The sequence below is a fragment of the Chloracidobacterium validum genome (assembly GCF_018304825.1).
GTDB lineage: Bacteria > Acidobacteriota > Blastocatellia > Chloracidobacteriales > Chloracidobacteriaceae > Chloracidobacterium > Chloracidobacterium validum.
The window spans coordinates 283,829-304,400 of record NZ_CP072649.1; the positions used below are offsets into that span (position 1 = coordinate 283,829).

19 protein-coding genes and 1 tRNA gene are annotated in these 20,572 nt (G+C 62.1%); 5 read left to right on the forward strand and 15 right to left on the reverse strand.

Going from position 1 to position 20,572, the window contains the following annotated elements; translation table 11 throughout:
- Positions 1-64: 64 nt before the first annotated feature.
- The 10 genes from J8C06_RS12310 to J8C06_RS12355 all read right to left on the reverse strand — a co-directional run bounded on the left by J8C06_RS12310 (position 65) and on the right by J8C06_RS12355 (position 9,666).
- Positions 65-1,234 carry a TonB family protein gene (locus J8C06_RS12310; RefSeq protein WP_211430449.1) on the reverse strand — a complete coding sequence of 390 codons (1,170 nt, stop codon included), beginning with the start codon at positions 1,232-1,234 and terminating at the stop codon, positions 65-67.
- Positions 1,231-1,560, reverse strand: a complete 330-nt coding sequence (locus tag J8C06_RS12315) for an SCP2 sterol-binding domain-containing protein (RefSeq protein WP_211430450.1) — start codon at positions 1,558-1,560, stop codon at positions 1,231-1,233. The genes J8C06_RS12310 and J8C06_RS12315 overlap by 4 nt, the downstream gene beginning before the upstream one ends.
- A 23-nt stretch (positions 1,561-1,583) precedes the next feature.
- Positions 1,584-2,609 (reverse strand): GTP 3',8-cyclase MoaA, encoded by a 1,026-nt coding sequence (moaA, locus tag J8C06_RS12320; RefSeq protein WP_211430451.1) that lies wholly within the window; start codon positions 2,607-2,609, stop codon positions 1,584-1,586.
- A gap of 85 nt (positions 2,610-2,694) precedes the next feature.
- Positions 2,695-3,720 carry an isoaspartyl peptidase/L-asparaginase family protein gene (locus J8C06_RS12325; RefSeq protein WP_211430452.1) on the reverse strand — a complete coding sequence of 342 codons (1,026 nt, stop codon included), beginning with the start codon at positions 3,718-3,720 and terminating at the stop codon, positions 2,695-2,697.
- A gap of 15 nt (positions 3,721-3,735) precedes the next feature.
- On the reverse strand, positions 3,736-4,650 hold the full coding sequence (locus J8C06_RS12330) for an RluA family pseudouridine synthase (RefSeq protein WP_211430453.1): 915 nt from the start codon (positions 4,648-4,650) through the stop codon (positions 3,736-3,738).
- Positions 4,651-4,661: 11 nt separating this feature from the next.
- Positions 4,662-7,169 (reverse strand): hypothetical protein, encoded by a 2,508-nt coding sequence (locus J8C06_RS12335; RefSeq protein WP_211430454.1) that lies wholly within the window; start codon positions 7,167-7,169, stop codon positions 4,662-4,664.
- Positions 7,170-7,252: 83 nt separating this feature from the next.
- Positions 7,253-8,269 (reverse strand): isocitrate dehydrogenase (NAD(+)), encoded by a 1,017-nt coding sequence (locus J8C06_RS12340; RefSeq protein WP_211430455.1) that lies wholly within the window; start codon positions 8,267-8,269, stop codon positions 7,253-7,255.
- 147 nt (positions 8,270-8,416) lie between these two features.
- Complete coding sequence (locus J8C06_RS12345) at positions 8,417-8,824, reverse strand: winged helix DNA-binding domain-containing protein (protein ID WP_211430456.1); 408 nt, start codon at positions 8,822-8,824, stop codon at positions 8,417-8,419.
- 25 nt (positions 8,825-8,849) lie between these two features.
- Positions 8,850-9,548: a DedA family protein gene (locus J8C06_RS12350; RefSeq protein WP_211430457.1), complete on the reverse strand. Its 699-nt coding sequence runs from the start codon at positions 9,546-9,548 to the stop codon at positions 8,850-8,852.
- Positions 9,549-9,589: 41 nt separating this feature from the next.
- Positions 9,590-9,666, reverse strand: a tRNA-Pro gene (locus J8C06_RS12355).
- Positions 9,667-9,958: 292 nt separating this feature from the next.
- Here J8C06_RS12355 and J8C06_RS12360 point away from each other — a divergent pair.
- From J8C06_RS12360 to J8C06_RS12370, 3 genes are all read left to right on the forward strand, one after another.
- Positions 9,959-10,597, forward strand: coding sequence for a hypothetical protein (locus J8C06_RS12360; protein WP_211430458.1), 639 nt, complete (start codon positions 9,959-9,961; stop codon positions 10,595-10,597).
- A gap of 35 nt (positions 10,598-10,632) precedes the next feature.
- On the forward strand, positions 10,633-11,406 hold the full coding sequence (locus J8C06_RS12365) for a hypothetical protein (protein ID WP_211430459.1): 774 nt from the start codon (positions 10,633-10,635) through the stop codon (positions 11,404-11,406).
- A 320-nt stretch (positions 11,407-11,726) separates the two neighbouring features.
- Entirely contained in the window at positions 11,727-12,395 is a 669-nt protein-coding gene (locus J8C06_RS12370; protein WP_211430460.1) for a class I SAM-dependent methyltransferase, read from the forward strand.
- On the opposite strand, the gene J8C06_RS12375 is transcribed toward J8C06_RS12370, so the two are convergent.
- The 3 genes from J8C06_RS12375 to J8C06_RS12385 form a co-directional block, all read right to left on the reverse strand.
- The gene (locus J8C06_RS12375) at positions 12,382-13,194 is read right to left on the reverse strand and encodes a class I SAM-dependent methyltransferase (RefSeq protein ID WP_211430461.1); all 813 of its coding nucleotides are present in this window, start codon (positions 13,192-13,194) and stop codon (positions 12,382-12,384) included. The genes J8C06_RS12370 and J8C06_RS12375 overlap by 14 nt on opposite strands.
- On the reverse strand, positions 13,191-14,753 hold the full coding sequence (locus tag J8C06_RS12380; RefSeq protein ID WP_211430462.1) for a radical SAM protein: 1,563 nt from the start codon (positions 14,751-14,753) through the stop codon (positions 13,191-13,193). Before J8C06_RS12380 ends, J8C06_RS12375 begins: the two co-directional genes overlap by 4 nt.
- A 201-nt stretch (positions 14,754-14,954) precedes the next feature.
- Positions 14,955-16,361, reverse strand: a complete 1,407-nt coding sequence (locus J8C06_RS12385; RefSeq protein WP_211430463.1) for a dihydrolipoyl dehydrogenase family protein — start codon at positions 16,359-16,361, stop codon at positions 14,955-14,957.
- A 384-nt stretch (positions 16,362-16,745) separates the two neighbouring features.
- Here J8C06_RS12385 and mqnC point away from each other — a divergent pair, with 384 nt between their 5' ends.
- Together mqnC and J8C06_RS12395 are read left to right on the forward strand one after the other, a co-directional pair.
- Positions 16,746-17,840, forward strand: a complete 1,095-nt coding sequence (mqnC, locus tag J8C06_RS12390) for a cyclic dehypoxanthinyl futalosine synthase (RefSeq protein WP_211430464.1) — start codon at positions 16,746-16,748, stop codon at positions 17,838-17,840.
- Between the two features lie 34 nt (positions 17,841-17,874).
- Positions 17,875-18,948: a mechanosensitive ion channel family protein gene (locus J8C06_RS12395; protein WP_211430465.1), complete on the forward strand. Its 1,074-nt coding sequence runs from the start codon at positions 17,875-17,877 to the stop codon at positions 18,946-18,948.
- A gap of 75 nt (positions 18,949-19,023) precedes the next feature.
- Here J8C06_RS12395 and J8C06_RS12400 read toward each other — a convergent pair whose 3' ends face one another.
- Both J8C06_RS12400 and J8C06_RS12405 read right to left on the reverse strand, forming a co-directional pair.
- Positions 19,024-19,803 carry a glycosyltransferase family 2 protein gene (locus J8C06_RS12400; RefSeq protein ID WP_211430466.1) on the reverse strand — a complete coding sequence of 260 codons (780 nt, stop codon included), beginning with the start codon at positions 19,801-19,803 and terminating at the stop codon, positions 19,024-19,026.
- Positions 19,800-20,570 (reverse strand): glycosyltransferase family 2 protein, encoded by a 771-nt coding sequence (locus tag J8C06_RS12405; RefSeq protein WP_211430467.1) that lies wholly within the window; start codon positions 20,568-20,570, stop codon positions 19,800-19,802. Before J8C06_RS12405 ends, J8C06_RS12400 begins: the two co-directional genes overlap by 4 nt.
- Positions 20,571-20,572 lie beyond the last annotated feature (2 nt).

The following is a 20,572-nucleotide window of genomic DNA, read 5'->3' on the forward strand; positions in this document are numbered from 1 at the left end:
CGCCCTTGCGTGCTGCAATCAACCGTTCGCCGGAGGCCTTTTGTGGCTGTGGCTTGCTGGCGCGCTACTCCCGGACAAAGCGGTACTTGATATCCATGGTTGTCGTAACGGGGCGTCCGTCTTCCTGAGCCGGTGTAAATTTGATGCTGCGTGCCGCCCGAAGGGCCTCTTCATCGAGGCCGCCACCCAAGCCGGACACCAGCCTCACCTCGCCAATGCGACCATCCGCCCGAAACTCAACCTGGACAACCACGATGCCGGTCAGGTTTCGCGCCGCGGCCTCACTCGTATAGCGCGGCTTGTCCTGTGACAGCAGGACGACACCGGTGCGCACCTTGGGCGCGGCCGCGCCAGCGGCATCTGTCGTCGGCGCTGGGCGGACGGTGGATGGCACGGCCAGCGGTGGGCGTTCGGGCGGTCTGGGAAGCGCCGTCGCGGGTGGGGTTGGTTCTGGTAAGTCCGTTGCCGCCGGCGGCAAGGCTTCGGTCGTTGTGGCCGGACCAAGCGGGCGCGCCATCTCGCCTTCGATTCGCCGGACGGCCGCCGCTGCCAGCGGGCGAAGGTTCGGGTCATCGCCACCGACCAAGGCCCTGAGCGCCGGTAGCGCCGGCGCCGCATAGCCGCCGAGCCGGCCAAGCGCGGTCACCGCCGCCTGGCGAACCTCGTGGTTCGTATCAGTGGTCAGTCGCACGAGCGGCGTCACGCCCGGAAGCGCCGCCGAGCCAAGCGCCCCCAAGGCCAGGGCTGCCGCCCGGCGCAGTTGCACATCGCTGCTGCGGGTAGCCTCAACCAAGGCTGCCACGGCGTCCGCCTGGCTGGTCTTCATCAGACCAAGCACCACGGCTGCCGTGACGCGGTTGGGTTCATCAACATCCCGAACCATCGCCGTCAGCGTTGGCACGGCCGCCAGGCCCGGCGAGCCAATGAAGACCAGCGTCCACATGGCCTGCTCGGCGACCCGTGGGTCCTCATCCCGCAGCGCCTTGACCAGTTCCGCAGCGGCGGGCGCTGCCGCCGCGCCCAACTTGCGGAGGGTCAGCGCGGCGCGCAGGCGGGTTTCGACGTCATCGTCCACGAGCTGCGCCGCCAGTTGCGGCACGGTCAACGTTTGTCCCGAAGCCTTCTCCGCCGGCGACTGCCCGCCGGCGACCAAGCTGACCATTAGCAGCCAACCCGTTGCCGCCACCGCCGCCACCGCCGTTGTCACGATTCGGCGTCCAAGACCTCGCATCATGATTTGGAAAAAGCGGCGATAAAGGCTTTCAAAGCCTGGGGATCATTCGACTTGATGCGGCCGGCAAAGAAGTCGCCCGCGCCGGGCTTGTATTCGCCCCGCCACATTTGCAGGAAGAGCTCAGCCGAGGTTTTCAGCACCACATCCGCCTGGTCGGTCACTTTGCCCTTTGTCACCTGACATGCGGTGGCATCGAGCGTCACCGTCCACTTTTCATCATCGAGTGAAAAGTAAAAGGTCGTCGGTTTGGCATAGGCCCCGGCGCGGTATGTTTTTTCGAGTCCATTGAAGATTGCCGCAATCGGCGACGTGGGCTTGGCAGGCATCGGAACCCCCTGTTCCTTGGCAGTTACCCGCCAATGCACGACATCGTTCGACTCGGCGGGATGAAATCCGGTTCGTTGATCCGGTGGCCAGCCTCTTTCTTGGCGACGGCGGCCAGGACAAGGTTGCCCAAGTCGCGCTCGTCCGCGCCGGCGCGCAGGGCATCGCGTAAATCATACTCGACGACCGAAAAAAGGCACGTCCGAAGTTTGCCGTCGGCCGTGAGGCGCAGGCGGCTGCACGCGCCGCAGAACGGCTCCGTCACCGGGGCAATGATCCCGATTTCCCCCGGCGCACCGTCGGCGAAGCGGTACCGGCGCGCCGTCTCGCTCGCCGGCTGCCCGGCAACGGGCAACAGTGGATACCGCGCCTGAAGACGGGCGTGAACTTCGCGCCCCGGAACGACCAACTCGCGCCGCCATTCGCCCGGACCGTCCAAGGGCATGTACTCGATGAAGCGCATGCTGACGTTCCACGCGCGCGCAAAGTCGGCGAAGGCTTCGATTTCATCGTCGTTGACGCCCCGGATGAGCACGCAGTTGACGCGCACCGGCGTCAGGCCATAGCGGTGCGCCAAGTCAATGGCGCGCAGCACCCGGTCGAGCGCCTTCACCCGCGTCAGTCGGTAGAAGGTATCCTCCCGGAGGGAGTCGAGGCTGATCGTGATGCGATTCAGCCCGGCTTCGGCCAGCGCGGCGGCATAGTGCTCAAACCGATAGCCGTTGGTCGTGAGCGCCAAATCCCGTAGTCCCGGCAGCCGCCGCAGTTCGCGTGCGAGCGTCACGACATCGTCGCGCAGCAGGGCTTCGCCGCCGGTGATCCGCAGTTTCTCGATGCCTAGACGGACAAACACCCGCGCCAGCGTCAGAATTTCATCCGGCGTCAACAACTCATCCGCCGTTTTCCACACAACGCCCTCGGCCGGCATGCAGTACGTGCAGCGAAAGTTGCACCGGTCGGTAATGGAAATGCGCAGGTCACGGATGACGCGCCCATGCGCATCCCGCAGCGCGGGATGCAGGTGGACGGCGCTCGTGTGGGCATAGGTCATGACGACAATCGGCCTTTCTCGAAACCGAGCTTGCCCGCAAGCCTAATGGTTCTGCCAGGCGTGTGAAATGCCATCTGCCGTGGCGTCAGCCGTCCTCACGGTAGATGCCGACAAACAGTCGCCCGTCCGGGCCGATGCTGGCCCGATGCATGCCCGGCGAGTTGAAGGGCATCGTAATGTTGCCCGCGCGGTCAAGGGCGACGAGTCCGCCCATGCCACCCATGGCGACGAGTTTCTTCATGACGACTTCTTCGGCCGCTTGTTGGAGTGACCAGCCCTTGTAGGCCACCAAAGCGGCAATGTCGTGCGCCACGACCGACCGAATGAAATACTCGCCATGTCCGGTGCACGAAACCGCGCAGGTGGCGTTATCAGCATAGGTTCCCGCCCCGATGATCGGGGCATCGCCAACCCGCCCGAAACGCTTGTTGCTCATGCCCCCGGTGGAAGTTCCGGCGGCCAGATTGCCTTGCGCGTCGAGCGCCACGGCACCCACCGTGCCGAACTTGCCCTGGAATGGAAGAGCCTGAGCGACTTTCTTGCGTTTGGCTTCTTCGGCCTTGAGCTTTTCGAGTTCGCGCCGACCTTCTTCCGTTCCGAAGTACTTGGGTGAAACCAGCGTCAAGCCCTGTTCGGCGGCAAAGGCTTCGGCCCCGACCCCGGTCATCAGAACATGTGGCGAGCGTTCCATCACGGCCCGTGCGGCCCGGATGGGGTTCTTGATGCGCTTGACGCCGGCCACGGCGCCGGCGGCGCGGTTGGCGCCGTTCATGATCGAGGCGTCGAGTTCACATGTTCCGGTGTTGGTAAACACCGCGCCCTTGCCGGCGTTGAAGACGCCGGAGTCCTCCATCAGCACAATGGCCGTGACGACGGCATCCAGCGCCGAACCGCCACGCTTTAGGACGTTATGTCCCGCCGTAACGGCCTCGGTCAGTTTCAGCCGGAAGAGCGCCTCACGCTCGGCCGACATGGCTTGTTTCTCGATGACGCCGGCCCCGCCGTGAATGGCAAAGGCAATGGGTGGCGACTGCGCGCCGCGGACGACCAGCGTGGCGGCGCCGGTAAAGGTTGTGGTCAGAAAAGCGCGTCGTGACCAGGCACGATTCATCGGTGAGGTAGTTCCTTACGCGGGGATGGATGCCAACCAGGGCATGAAATCGTCGGGAAGCGCCGTCCGTAGGTGAAGCCGTCGCTGCTCAATCGGATGCTCAAGCTCCAGTTCGGCGGCGTGGAGGAGGTGGCGTGACGCGCGGCGACCGGTTTCGGCAAAGAGACGTTCATTCAAATGACGACCATAAACCATGTCGCCGACGATTGGATAGCCCAGATGGGCCGCATGGATCCGCAACTGGTGCGTGCGACCGGTGAGCGGCTGAAAGCGCGCCAGCGACACCTGAGCAGTTTGGCGCGGGATGGTAAAGCGGGTTTGCGCCGGTTTGCCGTCGGGCAAAATGCGCCAGCGCGGCCACAAAAAGGGCGCGCGTCCAATCGGCGCGTCAATGAGGCCGTGGCTCTCCGTCACCTGCCCGATGAGAAGCGCCAAGTACGTCTTGGCTATCTCGCCGGTTTGAAACAGTGGCGCGAAGGCGCGCGCGCCGCGTTCGTTTTTTGCCACCATCACGATGCCTGAGGTGTCGCGGTCAAGTCGGTGGAGGAGCATCGGACGGTTCTGGCCGGTGAAGGCCGGATGTGCCAGCAGGGCATTGAGCAGCGTTCCGGCGCGTTCCTTGGGGGTTGGATGTGTGAGCATTCCGGCCGGCTTGGCGACGACCAGCAGGAAGTCATCCTCATGCAAAATGGGCAGGGTAAAGGCTTCAACTGGGACGCGCACCTGGCGCGGTGCCACCAGTCGCCACCGGACGCGGTCCCCCGCCCGTAGTCGCCACCCGGCGGTGCGCGTCTGTGTGTTGACCACAATCTGTCCTTCGGCAACGGCCCGGCGAATGGCCGCCAGCGGCCAGTCACCGACTTGGGCGCGCACAAACTCATCGAGCCGCTGCCGGTGAGCCGCTGGCGGGACAATAACTTCAGCTTCCACGGGAACGTCGTTTACCGCCACTTGCCAACCACCGGTCGGTCGGTCGTCAGACCGTAGTTGATGGGTGGCGGGAGCGGTCCAGAGACGTTCGCATTGCTGAGGAAAAACTGCGCCGATGTCCCGCTGATGCGGAACACGCCAATGCTGTCCGCGCCGTTGCCGTCCCAGTCGCCCGCCAACGGCGTGTCCCCCGCTGCGCCAAACGTCGCCGTGATGTCCGGCAGTCCGGGGCCGTTGCTGTTGCGCAAGAAAAAGGTGCCGTTGCGATAGACGCCGATGGTGTCAATCCGGTCACCGTTCCAGTCGCCGACAATCGGCAAGTCATCGCTCCCACCGTAGTCAAAGACGATGTCTGGCGGCCCCGACGTGTTGCTGTTACGCAGGAAGAAGCGCCCTTGGCGAAACACCCCGACGGTGGCAATCCCGTCGCCATTCCAGTCGCCAGCAAGGGGAATGTCGCTCGGCAGCGTGCCGGAGATGACGATGATTGGGAGATCGGCAAAGCCGGCCGTGTTGCTGTTGCGCAGGAAGAACTGCCCATTGCGGAAAATGCCGACCGTGTCCACGCCATCGCCGTTCCAGTCGCCGATGACGGGGACATCCGCTGGGAGTCCATAGAAGAAATCCGTGTCGGCAAAGCCCGGCGTATTGCTGAAGCGCAGGTAGAAGAAGCCGTTGGATGGGCGGAACATCCCAACCGTCGTGGCCGGCGGCGGCGGCGCGCCGCCGGTGACATTGAGCGTCATCTGGTAGGTATTGCGCGTGTCATTGAATAGAAAAACCCGCAGGAAAAACACATTGTTCGGTCCGGTATTGGTGAAATCAATCGTTTCACTGTTGTTGGTTGAGGCTGAAATAGCAACGGGCTGGGCTTCCTGGTTGCGATACAGCTCCAGGTCAATGTCGCCAAAGTTGTGCGTGAAGGCGACCGTCGCCGTGATGCGCGCCCCGGTGGTCGCCTGAACGGCGTACCAGTCTTCTGCCACCTGCTTGACGACCAGATTGTTGGCGTTGACCGGTAAGGTGACGAAGTTGGCAGTGGCGCGAGTGTCGTTTGGCTCAAAGCTGTCGTCTGAGCCGCCATCCAGGAAGTTGTTGATGCTCGGCGCAAAGGCAGAAAATTTACCGTAGTTGTCAAAGAGTTGACTGGGTGGGACACCGCAGGCGGCCGGGCCGCAACTTAAGACACCGATGAGAAAACTACCTTGGCTGGTGGTGTACCAGATGCCCGAACCGCTCGATCCCGGTTCGGTGACGCCCTGATTCCAGTTGATCTGGTAGCCGCCCTGCAACCCGGTGCCCCCACCACAGTTGGTATTTTGTCCGGCAATCACGCCCAGCGACCGCCGCAGGAATGACAGTTGTGGACTTGAGATGGGCGTTCCACCGTCTGGATGGTGGAGCGCGAAGACATTCGTGCCGTTAGGTCGCGGGTTCGTATCCCAGCCGGCATGAAACAGGTTGCGTGGGATCACGCCGAGAATTTCGAGCAAGGTATGGTCGCTCGGCGCATTGGTTTGAAGCAGGGTCGCGCCGGTCGGTGACCGAAAGAAACCACTGCTGACCACGCCGCTGTTGCAAGCCGTGGTCCGGTAAAACCAAAAGGCCTGGACGCTCTGGGCCTCGGACGGTGCGCTGACACAGTGATTGGCCGTAAGGAAAAACGGCGCGAAGTCGCCGTTGCGCGTGGTGAGGACGGTCCCGGTGCAAACGGAAGTTCCTTGGCTAGTCTGGAAGGCGATTCGGGCAACGCCGTCTTTTTCTGGCTCGGGTCCGCACATGGCATCGAGATTGCACGCGCCGGCTTCGGGCCATCCCGCTGCGACTTTACCGGTGGCCGAAACGGTCGGTGGCAATGGACTATCCCAAATATGGCTCACTTCGCCGATCCGAAAGGCTGGCGCCCCGCCGGCAGGCGTAAGCCACTCCACCACGACCGTATCGCCGGCTAGGACATCCGTCCAGAACTCACCGCTGCCGAAGGGTCCACGTTCCCGATAGGGACCGGATACCCAGTCGTCGGCCACACCATAGACATAGACTTCAGCCCCCGGCGGCAGATTGACTTCCGTGAAGTGCAGCCGGAGCGCCGCGGCCCGTGGCGACACAAGCACCGCAGCGTAGCCTGTCAGTTCTGCGGCGGTTTGCTTCGAGCGCAGGACACCGAGCCGCTGCGCGGTGGCGAGCCAGTCGGGTGACACCGCGCGGTTGGCCCCAATCTGATTGGGAGCAATGACCAGCCCTTCCGGCGTAAAAGCCGACAGCCGATGGGCTTGCTTGGCGACGTCGGCTGCGGACAGGCGTTCGCCACGCAGCCGCAGACTCGGCGGCGCAACCGGACGATACATGTTTTCACCGCGATTGGCCGCCGGGAGCTGAACGGCTAGCCAGTCGGTCGGTTGGTTCGTCGTGGAGGATTCAGCGGTGGATTGGGAGTCCGTCGGATGCGGCGACCAGCCAAAGAACATCAGACCAAAGACAACACCCAGGATGCCCCAACGATACCTCAGTAACGACATAATGACTTCCTTTCCATTTTCGTGGAAATGCCTGGCGTGCGTTTAGCGGACTTGCGGTCTGGCGTTATGCGCGCCCGGCTTTTTTATTCAGACGGGGCTGCCGTCAATCGCGCGGCAATGGCTTCCGTGAACTCGGTGGTCGTTGCCGTGCCGCCCAGGTCCGGCGTCTTGATTTGGTCTTCGCCCAGGACCGCAAACAAGGCGGCCTCGATACGCTCGGCCGATTCTACTTCGTCAATATAGCGCAGCATCATCGTGGCGCTCAAAATCAGCGCGGTTGGGTTGGCCAGCCCGCGCCCGGCAATGTCCGGCGCGCTGCCGTGAACCGCCTCGAAGACGGCAATCCCGTCCCCGATGTTCGCCCCCGGCACGACGCCGAGACCGCCGACGAGTCCGGTGGCCAGGTCGGAAAGAATGTCGCCATACAGGTTTTCCATCAGCAACACGTCATAGCGTTCCGGTTGCATGACGAGCTGCATGCACATGTTGTCCACGATTTTTTCTTCGGGCTGCACTTCCGGGTAGTGCTGGACGACCTTGCGGAAACAGTCGAGGAACAACCCGTCTGATAGTTTCATGATATTGGCTTTGTGGACCACGGTGACTTTCTTGCGTCCGCGCTTGCGGGCGTAGTCGCAGGCGAACCGGGCGATGCGCGTCGAGGCGCGTTCGGTGATGACCTTGAGGCTTTCAACCACGCCCGGCACGACGACGTGCTCCAGCCCGGAATACAGGTCTTCGGTGTTTTCGCGCACCACGACCAAATCCACGTTGTCATAGCGGGTCTTGACGCCGGGAATGGTTTTGACCGGGCGGATGTTGGCGTACAGATCGAGCGCCTTGCGTAGTCCGACGTTGACGCTGGTAAACCCACTGCCAACCGGTGTCGTTACCGGGCCCTTGAGCGCCACGCGGGTTCGGCGGATGGAAGACAACAACGCATCGGGAATCGTCGTGCCATGTTCGGCCAGCGCCTGCGCGCCGGCGGGAAAGCGTTCCCAGGTAATATCCACGCCGGCCGCGCTCAAGACGCGCAAGGTGGCCGCCGTGACTTCCGGGCCAATGCCGTCGCCCGGAATCAGGGTAATCAGGTGTTTCATGGGTTATTCACCTTTGGCTGGGTTGGCAAACGCGAAGGTGACTTTGGCGTAAATTTCCATTGGTGGCAACCGACCGGGAGGCGCGAGCCGCCTTGGACTTCACGCCTAGCCAAGTGCCGTCAAATGGCCTTTTTTTGAAAGGGAATTTTACTTTGGCGGCGGCTCTGAGCGCGACGCGGAAGGCGCGAGGACGTAGCGTTCCGGGCCGAGGCGTTCAAGGCGGCCAGCCGCGACTTCTTGCTCTAGCCACCGGCGCGTTTGGGTGGCACTCAGTGGTGTGCGGTCTTCGATCATTTGCGCCGTAATCACGCCGTGTTCGGCCGACAAGCGCGGCAACCACCGTGCCGCTTCGGCTTCGCCCCGCCGTCGCCGTTGGGCATTGGCTATTTCGATCATGGCCGTCCCGCCGAGAAAGGCCACGATCCCACCCACCAGCATGCCGGCCACGAGCGCCCAGTTGCGGTTCGGTTGGAAAGCGTCATAGAGCGCGAGGAACGCCACGACCAGGCCGCCCAGCACAAGGAACGTCGAACATCCATAGCGCAGGAAGTTCATAGACTAAGGCCCGGCGCGTGTCAGATCAGGCGTCTTGGGCGCGGATGTCAGGCGACAGGCTGGCTTGCGGCGCTGCCCCGGCCGGCCGGCGCAGAACGTACCACCGAACCAACAGGTAAGCGCCGAGGATGGCGACCAGCGCCCCGACCCCAAGGAAAAACCAGCCCGTGTGTTGCTGAAGCATGCTCATCGCTTCACTGCCATAGCGCATGCTCAGATAGGCGAGTGTTCCGTAGCGCAGGGCGCGTCCGATGAACAGCCCCAAAAACAGGCGACCCTGATGAAACTCCAAAAGCCCGGCGCAGATGACGAAGGGCTTGAAGGGAAACGGCGGCGGCATGACGGCCGCGGCCGCCAAGGCTGCGATGTCGTAGCGCCGAATCAGGGCTTCGATGCGGGCCTGGCGTTCCGGCGACAGTCGCCGCGCCAATAGGCTTCGCCCCATGAAACGTTGGCGCAGCCGGCGCACCAGCCAATAGACCGTCATGCACCCCAGTGACGAACCAACCGCGGCAACCGCCGCCGCCCACCACCACCAAACCGCGCCTTGCGCGCAGAGGAGGGCCAGCGTGGCGTCTGGTATGGGGGTCAGCGGAATGACGGAATCCACGTAAGCCAGTAGCAGCACCCCAAACAAACCAAATCCCGCCAGCCAGGCGCCGAAAAGTTGGAGTTTGCCTAAAAGAACTTTCCAAAACGGCGCGGAAACACTGGCGAGCATCATTGGGTACTACTTGAAAACTTGAACGCCTGCCATAGCGAAGGTGGTCGGGGCGGCAAGATTTGAACTTGCGACCCTTCGCTCCCAAAGCGAATGCTCTACCAGGCTGAGCCACGCCCCGACGTACCTCTGTTGGTAATGAACTTGGGCGCGCAAGTCAAGTCATTGCATTCCGGCTCCAGGGCAACAGCCTTGATAACGGCGAAAAAATCGCCAAAAAGCTCAACCACGAGCCAACCTCAACCAAAAATGGTGGACACTCGCGCCGCTGCACGATTGAATGCGAAGAAAAGCATTGAATACACGGCTCCAGATACACGGCTCCTGGCGCTGCCACACCTCACACCCCTGAAGCCTCACGCTGGACTTGGGCGGTTCGGTCGGAGCATCATTGACGCGGTTACCTTCGTCTTATGGACTGGACGACTTCCCCTGACGCCTTTATCGAACGCTGCATGCTGGCCATCGGTGGACGAGTCGCGCTGCACGGCGCGCGGACGGTGCTGATGCATATTCGTCGCACCTTGGTCAACCCATCGGAAACAGTTGAACTTGAAGTCCTCCGTGCCTTTGGCGGGCGCATCCGGGTGGTTGAGCGCCATGCGGATGGCAAAACGCGCGTGCTCATCATCAACGGCTTTGCCGGCTGCCTCATCCAGGACGGGCAAGCCGGGCCGCTGGCGGCGCTTGAACTGGAAACCATCAAGCGGCGTGTCCGGCTTTATCCGCGCAACTTTCTGGCCCATGCTGAAGAGTATGATTACACCGGCCCGTTCCCCGACCGGGATGCCGATGGCGAATCAGTCTGGCGGCTTGATTTGGTTTCTGAGGAGGTGCGCTATGGATTCGACGCCGCGCACTTCCAGTGTCGTTTCCTCGAAGACTCCCACCTGGGCGAGCGCATCACCTACAGCGACTATGCCGCCACGGATGGTATTCTGACGGCGCGCCGGGAACGGTGTTGGCGGAATGGGCAACTTAGTTATGAGGATGTGATCTCATACCTGGCGTTCAACGTCCCCTGTGATGACGCCGACTTTCTAGCCTCGTAATTCTCGTAATTTGTGGTTGGTGAAGGCTTTGACCTATGACTTGCGATTGGCAATGTGCGCAGCTTTTGGTGTATCGCTGGACTCGGCTTGGTCTGGCATTGTTGGCAATCCTGTTTCTCGTCACGAACGATGCGGCGGTGGCACAACGTCGCAAGCCTCCGCGCCGGCCAGCGCCCCAGCCGGTCAGCCCAATGGTCGGCAAGGATGTCCGCATCATGCGCACCGATGGACTGGAAATCGTCGGCAAGCTGGTCAAGTTGGACTTACAAGGTGTGACCTATCTCAACGCCGGTGGCGAGCAGGCCACGATTGCGTTGAAAAGTATTTCCGTTCTGACCTTTGGCGAACCCATCAAGCGGATTGACAAGCGCTTTGTGAATGATGCCCGTCAAGCTCTGGATGCGCTTGGTCGAGTCAACACCTTGGTCAACGGCAATCCAACGTTTAGCCAATATGACGCGCTCGTGATTGACGCGCGCGTTGCCGTGGAGGCGTTCCTGTCGAAGTACGACGACTATGACGATCAGTCAGACTTCTTTGACGACGTGCGCGGGGTGTTGCGCAGCTACGAACTGGTTCGTCCCCTATGGGCGACGATGCAGGGGGCCGATCGCCGCATCTCGCTCGCCGAGTCTGCGCCGGAGTTGGCGCCAATTCTTCGGATGTATCCCAACCTACGCGCCACGGAATACAACCAGAACGGCCGCTATCCGACCGACAAGGTGATTGCGTACGTGTGGAACCGGACGGCCCAGCGGCTGCGGGGCGTGCGGGCCCAGCTTGACCAACTCGCTTCAAAGGCTGGTTAGCGCGCGCTACCGGGCGTCAACCAACCGGATGTGGTGGGCGCGGACGCGCTCCTCGCCTTGTCCACGACCGGCAACGTTTGGTCGTCAAAAAAAATCCGGAACTTTTTTAGAAAGTCACAGTGTAATCTGTCTTGCAGGCGGTCTCGGCTTTAGCTCTTGCCCGGCAAGAGTGGCTGCGGCCACCTGTGGCGTAGTGTACATTCCTCCTCTCTGCTTCGCGGTGGACCCCTCCACCGCGTTTTTTTGTCCGAGCTTGCTTTTAGAGAGGCCACCGACGCGCCGTGCCAAGCCACCTGCCTGAGCCACAAGCTACCTCGTCCTTGCGTGATTTTCGTCCGGCGCTGGCTTTTCCAGCGTTGACGCCCTGGTTTGACGCGGTGGCGAAAGTCGCCATCCGGGATGATGTGCTCAAGCGTCGTTTGTCCGCTCTGCTGCCCCTGGAACCGGGACAATCCGTTTTGGACGTTGGATGCGGAACAGGCACGCTGTTGCTCCACTTGCATGAGCGCCAGCCCCAAGCGCGACTGTTTGGCGTGGACGCCGATCCGGTTGCCCTAGCAATTGCCGAACAGAAGGGACGGCGGGCCGGGGTTGCCTGGTCGCTCACCCGCGCTTCCGCGACCGAGTTGCCCTTTCCCGACGGCCAGTTTGAGGTGGTGGTCACGTCGCTGGTCTTCCACCACCTGACGACACCCCAAAAGCAGCGCGCGTTGCGCGAAATCCGGCGCGTCCTGAACCCGCGCGGCCGGCTCCTCCTGGCTGATTACGGCGCGCCGCAGACTTGGCTGGAAGCGCTGGCTTTCTTGCCGGTTCGCCTGTTTGACGGCTTCGACGTCACGGAAGCCAATGTGCAGGGTCAGCTTCCCGACCAGATGCGCCAGAGCGGATTTGCCACGGTCGAATGTCGCGCTGAGCTTCCAACCGCCTTTGGCTATATCACGGCCTGGCAAGCGCAGCCGGCGCCCCCAGCCGAGCCTATGCCGGCTTGACGCCGGTGATGATGGCGTAGCCCAGTTCGCCCCGCCCGATCGCGTCGGCTGCGCTCTGGACAACCTGCTTCGCCTTGGGGAAATCCACATCCGGCAGGTCGAGCTTTTTCAGCGCGACCATCAATTCCGCCCCTAAGAGCTTGGCCCGGACGCTGGCGACCATATCGCCGAGCGCCGCATCGTGTGGCTCGACGACGCCCGGCGCAAACCCGGCAGCCGTGAGCAGGTTCGTGTAATCCTCCACCGGCTGCGCATCGGCAATGCAGGCAACCCACGCAAGCAAGGTCGCCAGCTCGGGCGCCAATGGACCCCGGCGCGTCAAATCACTCAGCCCAACGCGCCCGCCCGGCTTGAGCACCCGGAAAAATTCGCGCGCCGCCTGCGGTTTGTTTGGAAAGGTGCAATAGGCGCACTCGCACACGATGGCATCAAAGCTGGCTTCGGGAAGGTCCAACTGCTCGGCGTCACCGACCACGAAGCGGACTCGTTCGGCCAGCCCCTGCGCGGCAGCCGCTTCGTTTGCCAGCCGAACGTTTTCCGCGCCAAAGTCCACGCCAACCACGTCGCAGCCAAAGGTTGCCGCCAAGTGCAGCGCGCTGGTGCCGCGCCCGGCGGCAACGTCCAGAACCCGGGTGGTGGCATCCAACCCGATGACACTTCCCAACCGTTTGGTAAGCGCCAGCCCACCCGGATGAAATGAATCACCGAAGAGAAAGCGCACCACATCGCTTTCGTAAAACTGCGCGCAGCAGGACTTGACCGTTTCCGGGGCCGTGGGTTCTCCCACAAGGGTATTCATGCTTTTGACTCCTGGCTAAAGGAAAACGTGACCGGACGCACCTGGAATGGTTTGCCTTCCTTGCGCGCCAGCTTGCGCTCCCACTCGATGGCTTCGAGTTGCTCGCGGGCCTGCTGGCGGTAACCAATCGTATTGTAGGCGCAGAATGGAACCTGCTTGCCGCCCGGCAGCAGAAATTCCTTGCAGCACTTCATGAGGTTCTTCTGATTGAACGTGTAGGGATCCATGAAGTCCTGCAGCATGATCATCTTCATTTTGTCCGCAATTTCGCCGATGCTCAGCGACTCAAACCCACAGGCCTGGCAGGACATCTGAAGGTCCTTGGCAGATTTGGCGGTTCCCGGCGCGGTCGAGGACGACCACAGCCCTTCGAGCGCGATTTTGATCTCGGCGCTGTAATCCGGCATGACCTTGTTCGTGATGTAGTCCAGGTAGTCATAGACGTTGACGACGCGCGGCAGTGGGGTCACCGTGCCGTTCTCGACAAAGGCATAGGTCACGGAGTTGCAGGTCGGGAAACAGCACGGCACGGGGACGAAGTCGCTTTTGCGGAAGAGGCCGTCGGTTTGGTGCTCGATCATGGTCAGAATGTCGGGAATCGTCATGCGCTGAAGTGGATCGTGCGCCATGTGGCGTCCGGCGTGAAATGCCGGTTGAAAGTTCACGCCGCGCACGGCCGGGTGCTCCATGGCAAATTTGACAATCCGTCCGACTTCGTGGTCGTTGACCCCGCGCTCGATGGCCGGCACCAGCACCGCCGTCAGTCCCTTTTCCGCCAAACGGTCGAGCGCGCGAATTTTCTCTTCGAGAATATCCGGCTCGCCCCGAATGGTGCGGTAGGTCTCCCGGTCAAAACCATCGAATTGGAAGTAAAGCGCCGGCTGGATTTGGGCCAGTTCATCGAGAAATGCATCGTCACGGGCGATGCGCTTGCCGTTCGTGTTGAGCATCACCAAGTTGATGGGCCGCTTCTGGGCCTCGCGCAGAAAGTCCAGAATCTGCGGGTGAACGGTTGGCTCGCCACCCGAAAACTGCACGACTTCGGCCCGCCCTTCGGCGCGGACAAAATCATCCAGGATGGACTGCACTTCTTCGAGCGTGAGACTGAAGCCCGGTCCGGCTTCCGCGAAGCACAGCGGACAATCCATGTTGCACACGCTGTTGACCTCGATGATGCCCAGGCAGGTATGCTGTTGGTGGTCAGGACACAAGCCGCAATCGTGCGGACAGCCTTCGACGACCTCACTGTTGAAGTGCAACGGAATGGTGCCGGGCTTGTTGTAGCGAACGTTGGTGATGTAAGCCTGCGCGTCGGCGTAAATCAGCGATTCGTAAAGCTTGCCCTTGGCGCGTTCGCAGTCACAGCGCTTCCGCATGATGACCTTGCCATCTCGAACGACAATGTGGGCGTCCACGACCTTGGTGCATTCGGGGCAAATGCTGCGGGTGAGTTCCAAAAACACATAGTCGGCATCCCGCTTGCGGGGTGGCTCTGGCGGCGAAACGGTGGAGGTGGCCGCGTCGGGCACGGCTTCAAGGACGCTGGTGGTGTCACTCATAGGGGATACTCCGGTGGATATATTCGGTTGATGGGGCGCGCCCGGCCCAGGCCCCGCTGAGACTTGGTCGGACCTAAAACGCTTCCAACGCTTGGGGTTATGGTGCGCAGACTGAACGGTGACGGCATATGGAACTACGTGACGTGGTCGTTGGCGGACAACCGGATGCGGCCATCTTGCCGGCAAGGCTCCCGGTAAAATTCAGCGCATGATTTTCGACAGGCTCTGGATGACTTTTCCGGCTGTGCCGGTCAGGAAGTTTTCCACGGCGACACCGGCGGCGAGCTGCTGGGCTGCCGTTGAATAGGTTGGATAGGCATGGATGGCATTTGCCACATCCGTGACCTTGAGCCGGTGGTTGAGCGCCAGCGTAAACTCCGTGATGGCTTCCCCGGCGCGCGGCGCGACCATCGTTGCCCCAAGCAGTGTGCCGTCACCGCGCGAAAGCACCTTGAGAAAGCCGGCGGTATCGTTGTCACAAACCGCCCGGTCGGTGCGGTCCATGGCCCACCGGTTGACCTTGATGGCGTCGCCATGTTTGGCGCGGGCCGCGGCTTCGGTCAGTCCGACATGGGCAACTTCCGGGTCGGTGAAGGTCACCCACGGCACGATATCCGTGAATCCACTGGTGCTGCCGAGTAACAGCGCATTTCGCGCGGCAAGAAAGGCTTGCCAGCCGGCAAAATGGGTGAACTGGTGTCCACCCAGGACATCCCCTGCGGCAAAGATATGCTTGACGTTGGTGCGCAAATTGGTGTCCACCGGAATGCCATGGGCGTCGGCTTGAACGCCGGCCTTGTCGAGATCGAGGCCGGCGACACTCGGACGCCGCCCGGCAGCAATGAACAAAACATCGCCCTCCGCGACACCAGCTTCGCTTTCAACGCGAATGAGGCCGTTCTGGCGCGCCACAGTGCGCGCGCGGCCCGCCACGAACCGCATGCCTTCCTGCCCAAAAACCGTTCGGAGCGTTTGGTCCACTTCAGGTTCTTCCTTGGGTAGCAGCCGCGCCGCCACGAGCGTGACCTGCGAACCCAGCCGCTGAAAAGCCTGCGCCAGTTCGCAGCCAATGGGTCCGCCGCCGACCACAATCATCTGTTCGGGCAGTTCATCCAGGTCGAAGATGGTTTCATAGGTCAGAAAGGGCACGGCGTCGAGTCCGCGCAGATCAGGCGGCGACGGCCGCGCGCCGGTGCAGATGAGAAAGTACTTCGCCGTCAACACGCGGTCGCCGGCCGCGAGCGTTTGGGCGTCGAGAAATCGTCCCGGGGCCAGGATGACCTCGATGCCGTTGCGCTGAAGTTCCTCCGGCGCTTCGTGAGCGTAAACACTGCCGATGACGCCCTGCACGTAGGCCCGGACCCGCGCCATGTCGGTTCGGGGTGGCTCGGCCACGATGCCATACTGGCTTGCCTGACGCACTTCGTGGGCAATTTTGGCTGCCTTGAGCAGAGCTTTGCTCGGCACGCAGCCCGTCCAAGTACAGTCGCCGCCAATGCGGTGTTTTTCAACCAAGGCGACTTTGGCACCGAGTTGCGCGGCAAACCCTGCCGCCGTCAGCCCGCCTGACCCGGCGCCGATGATGACGATGTCGAACCGTTCGGTCATAGGTGTCACCCGCTCACAGCGCGTCGGTCAAGGCTATGCGCCGAGGCGGTGGGTAGCGAAAAATGCCGGCAACCAAAACAAGTGTAACTTGGCGCACAAAACTTGGCACGCAAAAAGTTGTCCTGGCAAAAGCTTATGCCACCGGCTTTGGCGCCGTGCCAGCCACTGCTCACGATGCCGGGCAGCCCCTACGAACTGGTCCGTCTTCTGCTTTACGCGCCGTGGCCAGTCCACGGATGAGGTCAACTGCGATTGGAAAGCAGGGTTTGTTTGCTGTATGCCGTCGCCTGGGCATCGAGAGCGCGTTGCGCGGCAGCCAGACGCCGTGTAGTGTCCAGTCGCCCGTCAAGCGTATGCGGCTACTTGGTTGGTGATGTTGACGCCATGAGTGACTTTTCAACCCGACTCGAACGCCTCTACCAGGGCGAACGCCCGCCGGCAAGTGAATGGCTGGATGTGATTTACCACGCGCCGCTCGAGGCGTTGCTGGACTGGGCCGACCGCCTGCGGGCGGACCTGCACCCAGACAATGTGGTGACCTACATTATTGACCGGAATGTGAACTACTCGAACGTCTGCACGTCGGTGTGTACGTTTTGCGCTTTTTATCGCAAACCCGGCGACCCGGAAGGGTATGTCCACGACTACGAAACGCTCTTTCGCAAGGTGGAAGAAACGCTGGCGCTCGGAGGGAGCGGCATTCTCATGCAGGGTGGGCTGCATCCCGACCTCAAGCTGGACTGGTACGAGGAACTCCTGCGCCAGTTCAAAGCCCGCTACCGGATTCATCTGCACTGTTTTTCACCGCCGGAAATCCTCAACTTCAGCCGTGTCAATGGGCTTTCGGTGCGCGAGGTGCTTCAGCGCCTGCGGGCGGCCGGGCTGGATTCGATTCCGGGCGGCGGCGGCGAAATTCTGGTGGATGAAATCCGCATGCGCCGCCGAACCGAGTGCACCAGCCAGGAGTGGCTTTCGATTATGGCAACCGCGCATGAGCTGGGCATCCCGACGACGGCGACGATGATGTACGGCATGGGCGAAACCGACCTGCACCGGCTGGAGCATCTGCGCAAACTCTACGAGCTACAGGAACGGACCCACGGCTTCATCGCGTTCATTCCCTGGACGCTTCAGCCGGATAGCGTTCCGATTGGAAAGATCTTTCCCGACCGCATCGCGCCGGAAATCTATCTGCGGTGGTTTGCGGCCGCGCGGCTGTACCTGCGCAATATCCCCAACCTTCAGGTTTCCTGGTTGACGCAGGGGTTTGACGTTGCCCGCCGGGCGCTGCGGGGCGGCGCCAACGACATGGGCAGCATCATGATCGAGGAAAATGTGGTTTCGGCGGCCGGGGCAAAGTACCGCGCCGACGAGGCGCGCCTAGTTAGCGTGATCCGGGAAGCCGGTTTTATCCCCTGCAAGCGAAATGCGGCGTACCAGCGCCTCGAAACGCCGGTCCTGGCCGGAGCTGCTGCCTAGCGTGGAGACTGATACCGGGAAGTGAGGGGAGTCGTTGGCCAATCCGGTGTGGACGAACATCGTTCAGTTTTTTGGGAAACGCTACATAGACATCTTCGTCGTCCTGGGCTGGGCAGTCATTACCTGGTTGCTGGTCTTGCTGCTGACACGCGCCATCCGCTCGCTGGTGCGCCGGGTGGCGGCCGACATCGAGCCGGCATACACTGCGCTGCGGCATCCAGTCCGGGTTTTTCTCTGGCTGCTCCTGCTCCCGCTTGGGCAGGACCTAGTTGAACTCCCTAGAACCGTTCAGAATCGCATCGAAGCTGGCTTTGGCATCGCGCTGACGCTGGTTGCGCTGTGGCTTGGGTTCGAGCTGGTCGCGGTGGCATCGGAGATCGCGCTTCAGCGGCTTGCCACCGATGGCACGGAGGAGCAGCGCCGCCGTTCGGCCGCAACGCGCATCGCCATTTTGCAGCGGCTGGTTCAGATGGCCATCGTCATCATCGGCGCGGCGCTGTTTTTGATGCAGTTTCAGGTCGTGCGGACGATTGGGGTGTCGTTGCTGGCTTCGGCCGGGATCGTCGGCGTCGTCGTCGGCATTGCCGCCCAGAAGACCATCGGCAACTTTGTCGCCGGGATTCAAATTGCCATTACCCAGCCCATTCGAGTGGGCGACACGGTCATCGTCGAAAACGAGTACGGCGAGATTGAGGAGCTGACCTTCACCTTTGTCGTGGTGCGTCTGTGGGACAAGCGGCAGCTCATTCTGCCGGTGTCCTACTTTCTGGAGCGTCCCTTCCAAAACTGGACGCGCTACACCCCCGAACTCATCGGCATGGTGTTCGTGCAGGCCGATTTTGGCGTCCCACTGGATGCCATGCGCGCCGAGTTGCAGCGGCTATGCGAGGACGACCCAAACTGGAACGCCCAGGTATGTCGGCTGATTATCCATGAAGTCAACGAACGTGCCCTTGTCCTACGTGCCACCATGTCGGCCAACGAACCGGCGAAGTTGTTCGATCTGCGGGTCAACGTGCGCGAAGGTCTCGTGCGCTGGTTGGCGACGACGGAAAACGGCCGTTACTTGCCCCGCCTTCGGCACACCGAGCGGCTGGAGGAGAACTGACATGGGCGGATGGAAGGTTCCAGTCCGCGCTGCCGAACAGAGAACTCGCCGTCCCACGGTATCCCACCGCCGCGTTCACACCAGCCAGCCGATGTCTGGATGATAGACGCGCCCCAGAATGCGCCCTTCCAAGCTGCGGTGGCGCTGGTGGTCGTGCATGCGGCGGACGACAGCATTGGGGGGGGTAAACCCATACGACAGCGACTGCCGCCGCACGTAGTACGTCCCAAACACGGCCGGGACAAAGACAATCAGCCGTCCGTCATCAGCCAAGTGGAGAAACAACTCCCAATCTTCGTTGCTGTTGATGCTCGGCTCGGTCTGAAGTCCGCCGCATTGCAGGAGCTGGCGCGCGTCGCACAGGCTGCACATGTCGGTTTCATTCATATGGAACACCGCTGACCGATAGACGACGTTTGACGTTAGCGCCCTGACACGCCCATCTTCCTTGACAATCAGATTGCCATAGACCACGGCCGCTCCGGTTTCCCGGATGGCGCGCCAAAACAGCCACAGGTTGGCGCCCTGGAGGATATTGTCGGCGTCGAGCCAGCAAATGTACCGGTAACGCGCCATCTGCAAAATTCGATTGCGGGCCGCCGCCGGTCCCTGCTGGTGGGGTTGAAATGACACCCGCAGGGGCAGGTCGCTCAACCAAGCGGATGCCTGGGCGAGCCATTCAACCGAGCCATCCCGCGAGGCGTCATCCACGACGATGAGTTCACCGGGCACACCCCGGGTGGCCAGCGTCTGGAGCGCCTGGCGGGCCGAGTTCACGCTGCGCGGCAAAAACAGGCGGTGATTCCAGTTCGCCATGCCAATGGTGATGCCGTCCGCTTTGTGAAGCCAAGTCATGCCAGCCACCCCAGGTCAGGATGGTACATCCGCCCGATCAGCCGTCCCTCGCGGCTGCGGAGTTCATCCTGGTCAAAGACTCGGCGCACCCGATGCGCCAACGACTCCGGCGCCACCGTATGCAGTGAGCCGGGCAGGCGGTAGTAGTACCCAAACACGGCCGGCACGAAGACAATCAAGGCCTCACGGGTCAGAAGGCGCAGCATCAGCTCCCAGTCTTCGAGCAGTCCGCGGGTGGTTTGATAGCCGCCGGCCGCCAGCGCGGCGGTCACGTCGAGCAGGGCAAAGCTGTCCACGTAATTTTGCCGATACACCCGCGACTGGAGCGCCTCGTTGGAAAGCAGCTCGGCCTCGGTCTCGCCCAGCACGAGCAGGTTCCCATAGGTCAGTGCCGCGTTGGTTTCGCATGCCGCGCGGTAAAACAACCCAAGATTTTCCGGTTCGAGCGCGTTGTCGGCGTCCAGCAGGCAGGCATGGCGGTAGGCGGCGTGCATCAGCCCGACATTGCGTGCCGCGCCGAGTCCGCTGTTTTTCCCCAGCCACACCACGCGCACCGTCAGGTCAGGGTAGTGCGCCGCCAGATTGAGCAAGTACTTCTGCGAGCCATCCCGTGAAGCATCATCCACCACGAGCAGTTCGCCAGAAATCCCGACCGTCTGGAGTCGGCGCAGACCGGCCACGGCTGACCGCAGCGCGCGGGGCAGACAAAAACGGTGATTCCAGTTCGGCACGAGGACGGAAACCCCGGCCCGTTTTTCCATCGCCATGT

Excerpts from the sequence above, each read along its gene's own strand:
- J8C06_RS12310 (WP_211430449.1), bottom strand. The coding sequence starts at position 1,234 with ATGATGCGAGGTCTTGGACGCCGAATCGTGACAACGGCGGTGGCGGCG.
- J8C06_RS12315 (WP_211430450.1), bottom strand. The coding sequence starts at position 1,560 with ATGCCTGCCAAGCCCACGTCGCCGATTGCGGCAATCTTCAATGGACTC.
- moaA (WP_211430451.1), bottom strand. The coding sequence starts at position 2,609 with ATGACCTATGCCCACACGAGCGCCGTCCACCTGCATCCCGCGCTGCGG.
- J8C06_RS12325 (WP_211430452.1), bottom strand. The coding sequence starts at position 3,720 with ATGAATCGTGCCTGGTCACGACGCGCTTTTCTGACCACAACCTTTACC.
- J8C06_RS12335 (WP_211430454.1), bottom strand. The coding sequence starts at position 7,169 with ATGTCGTTACTGAGGTATCGTTGGGGCATCCTGGGTGTTGTCTTTGGT.
- J8C06_RS12340 (WP_211430455.1), bottom strand. The coding sequence starts at position 8,269 with ATGAAACACCTGATTACCCTGATTCCGGGCGACGGCATTGGCCCGGAA.
- J8C06_RS12345 (WP_211430456.1), bottom strand. The coding sequence starts at position 8,824 with ATGAACTTCCTGCGCTATGGATGTTCGACGTTCCTTGTGCTGGGCGGC.
- J8C06_RS12350 (WP_211430457.1), bottom strand. The coding sequence starts at position 9,548 with ATGATGCTCGCCAGTGTTTCCGCGCCGTTTTGGAAAGTTCTTTTAGGC.
- J8C06_RS12360 (WP_211430458.1), top strand. The coding sequence starts at position 9,959 with ATGGACTGGACGACTTCCCCTGACGCCTTTATCGAACGCTGCATGCTG.
- J8C06_RS12365 (WP_211430459.1), top strand. The coding sequence starts at position 10,633 with ATGACTTGCGATTGGCAATGTGCGCAGCTTTTGGTGTATCGCTGGACT.
- J8C06_RS12375 (WP_211430461.1), bottom strand. The coding sequence starts at position 13,194 with ATGAATACCCTTGTGGGAGAACCCACGGCCCCGGAAACGGTCAAGTCC.
- J8C06_RS12380 (WP_211430462.1), bottom strand. The coding sequence starts at position 14,753 with ATGAGTGACACCACCAGCGTCCTTGAAGCCGTGCCCGACGCGGCCACC.
- J8C06_RS12385 (WP_211430463.1), bottom strand. The coding sequence starts at position 16,361 with ATGACCGAACGGTTCGACATCGTCATCATCGGCGCCGGGTCAGGCGGG.
- mqnC (WP_211430464.1), top strand. The coding sequence starts at position 16,746 with ATGAGTGACTTTTCAACCCGACTCGAACGCCTCTACCAGGGCGAACGC.
- J8C06_RS12400 (WP_211430466.1), bottom strand. The coding sequence starts at position 19,803 with ATGACTTGGCTTCACAAAGCGGACGGCATCACCATTGGCATGGCGAAC.
- J8C06_RS12405 (WP_211430467.1), bottom strand. The coding sequence starts at position 20,570 with ATGGCGATGGAAAAACGGGCCGGGGTTTCCGTCCTCGTGCCGAACTGG.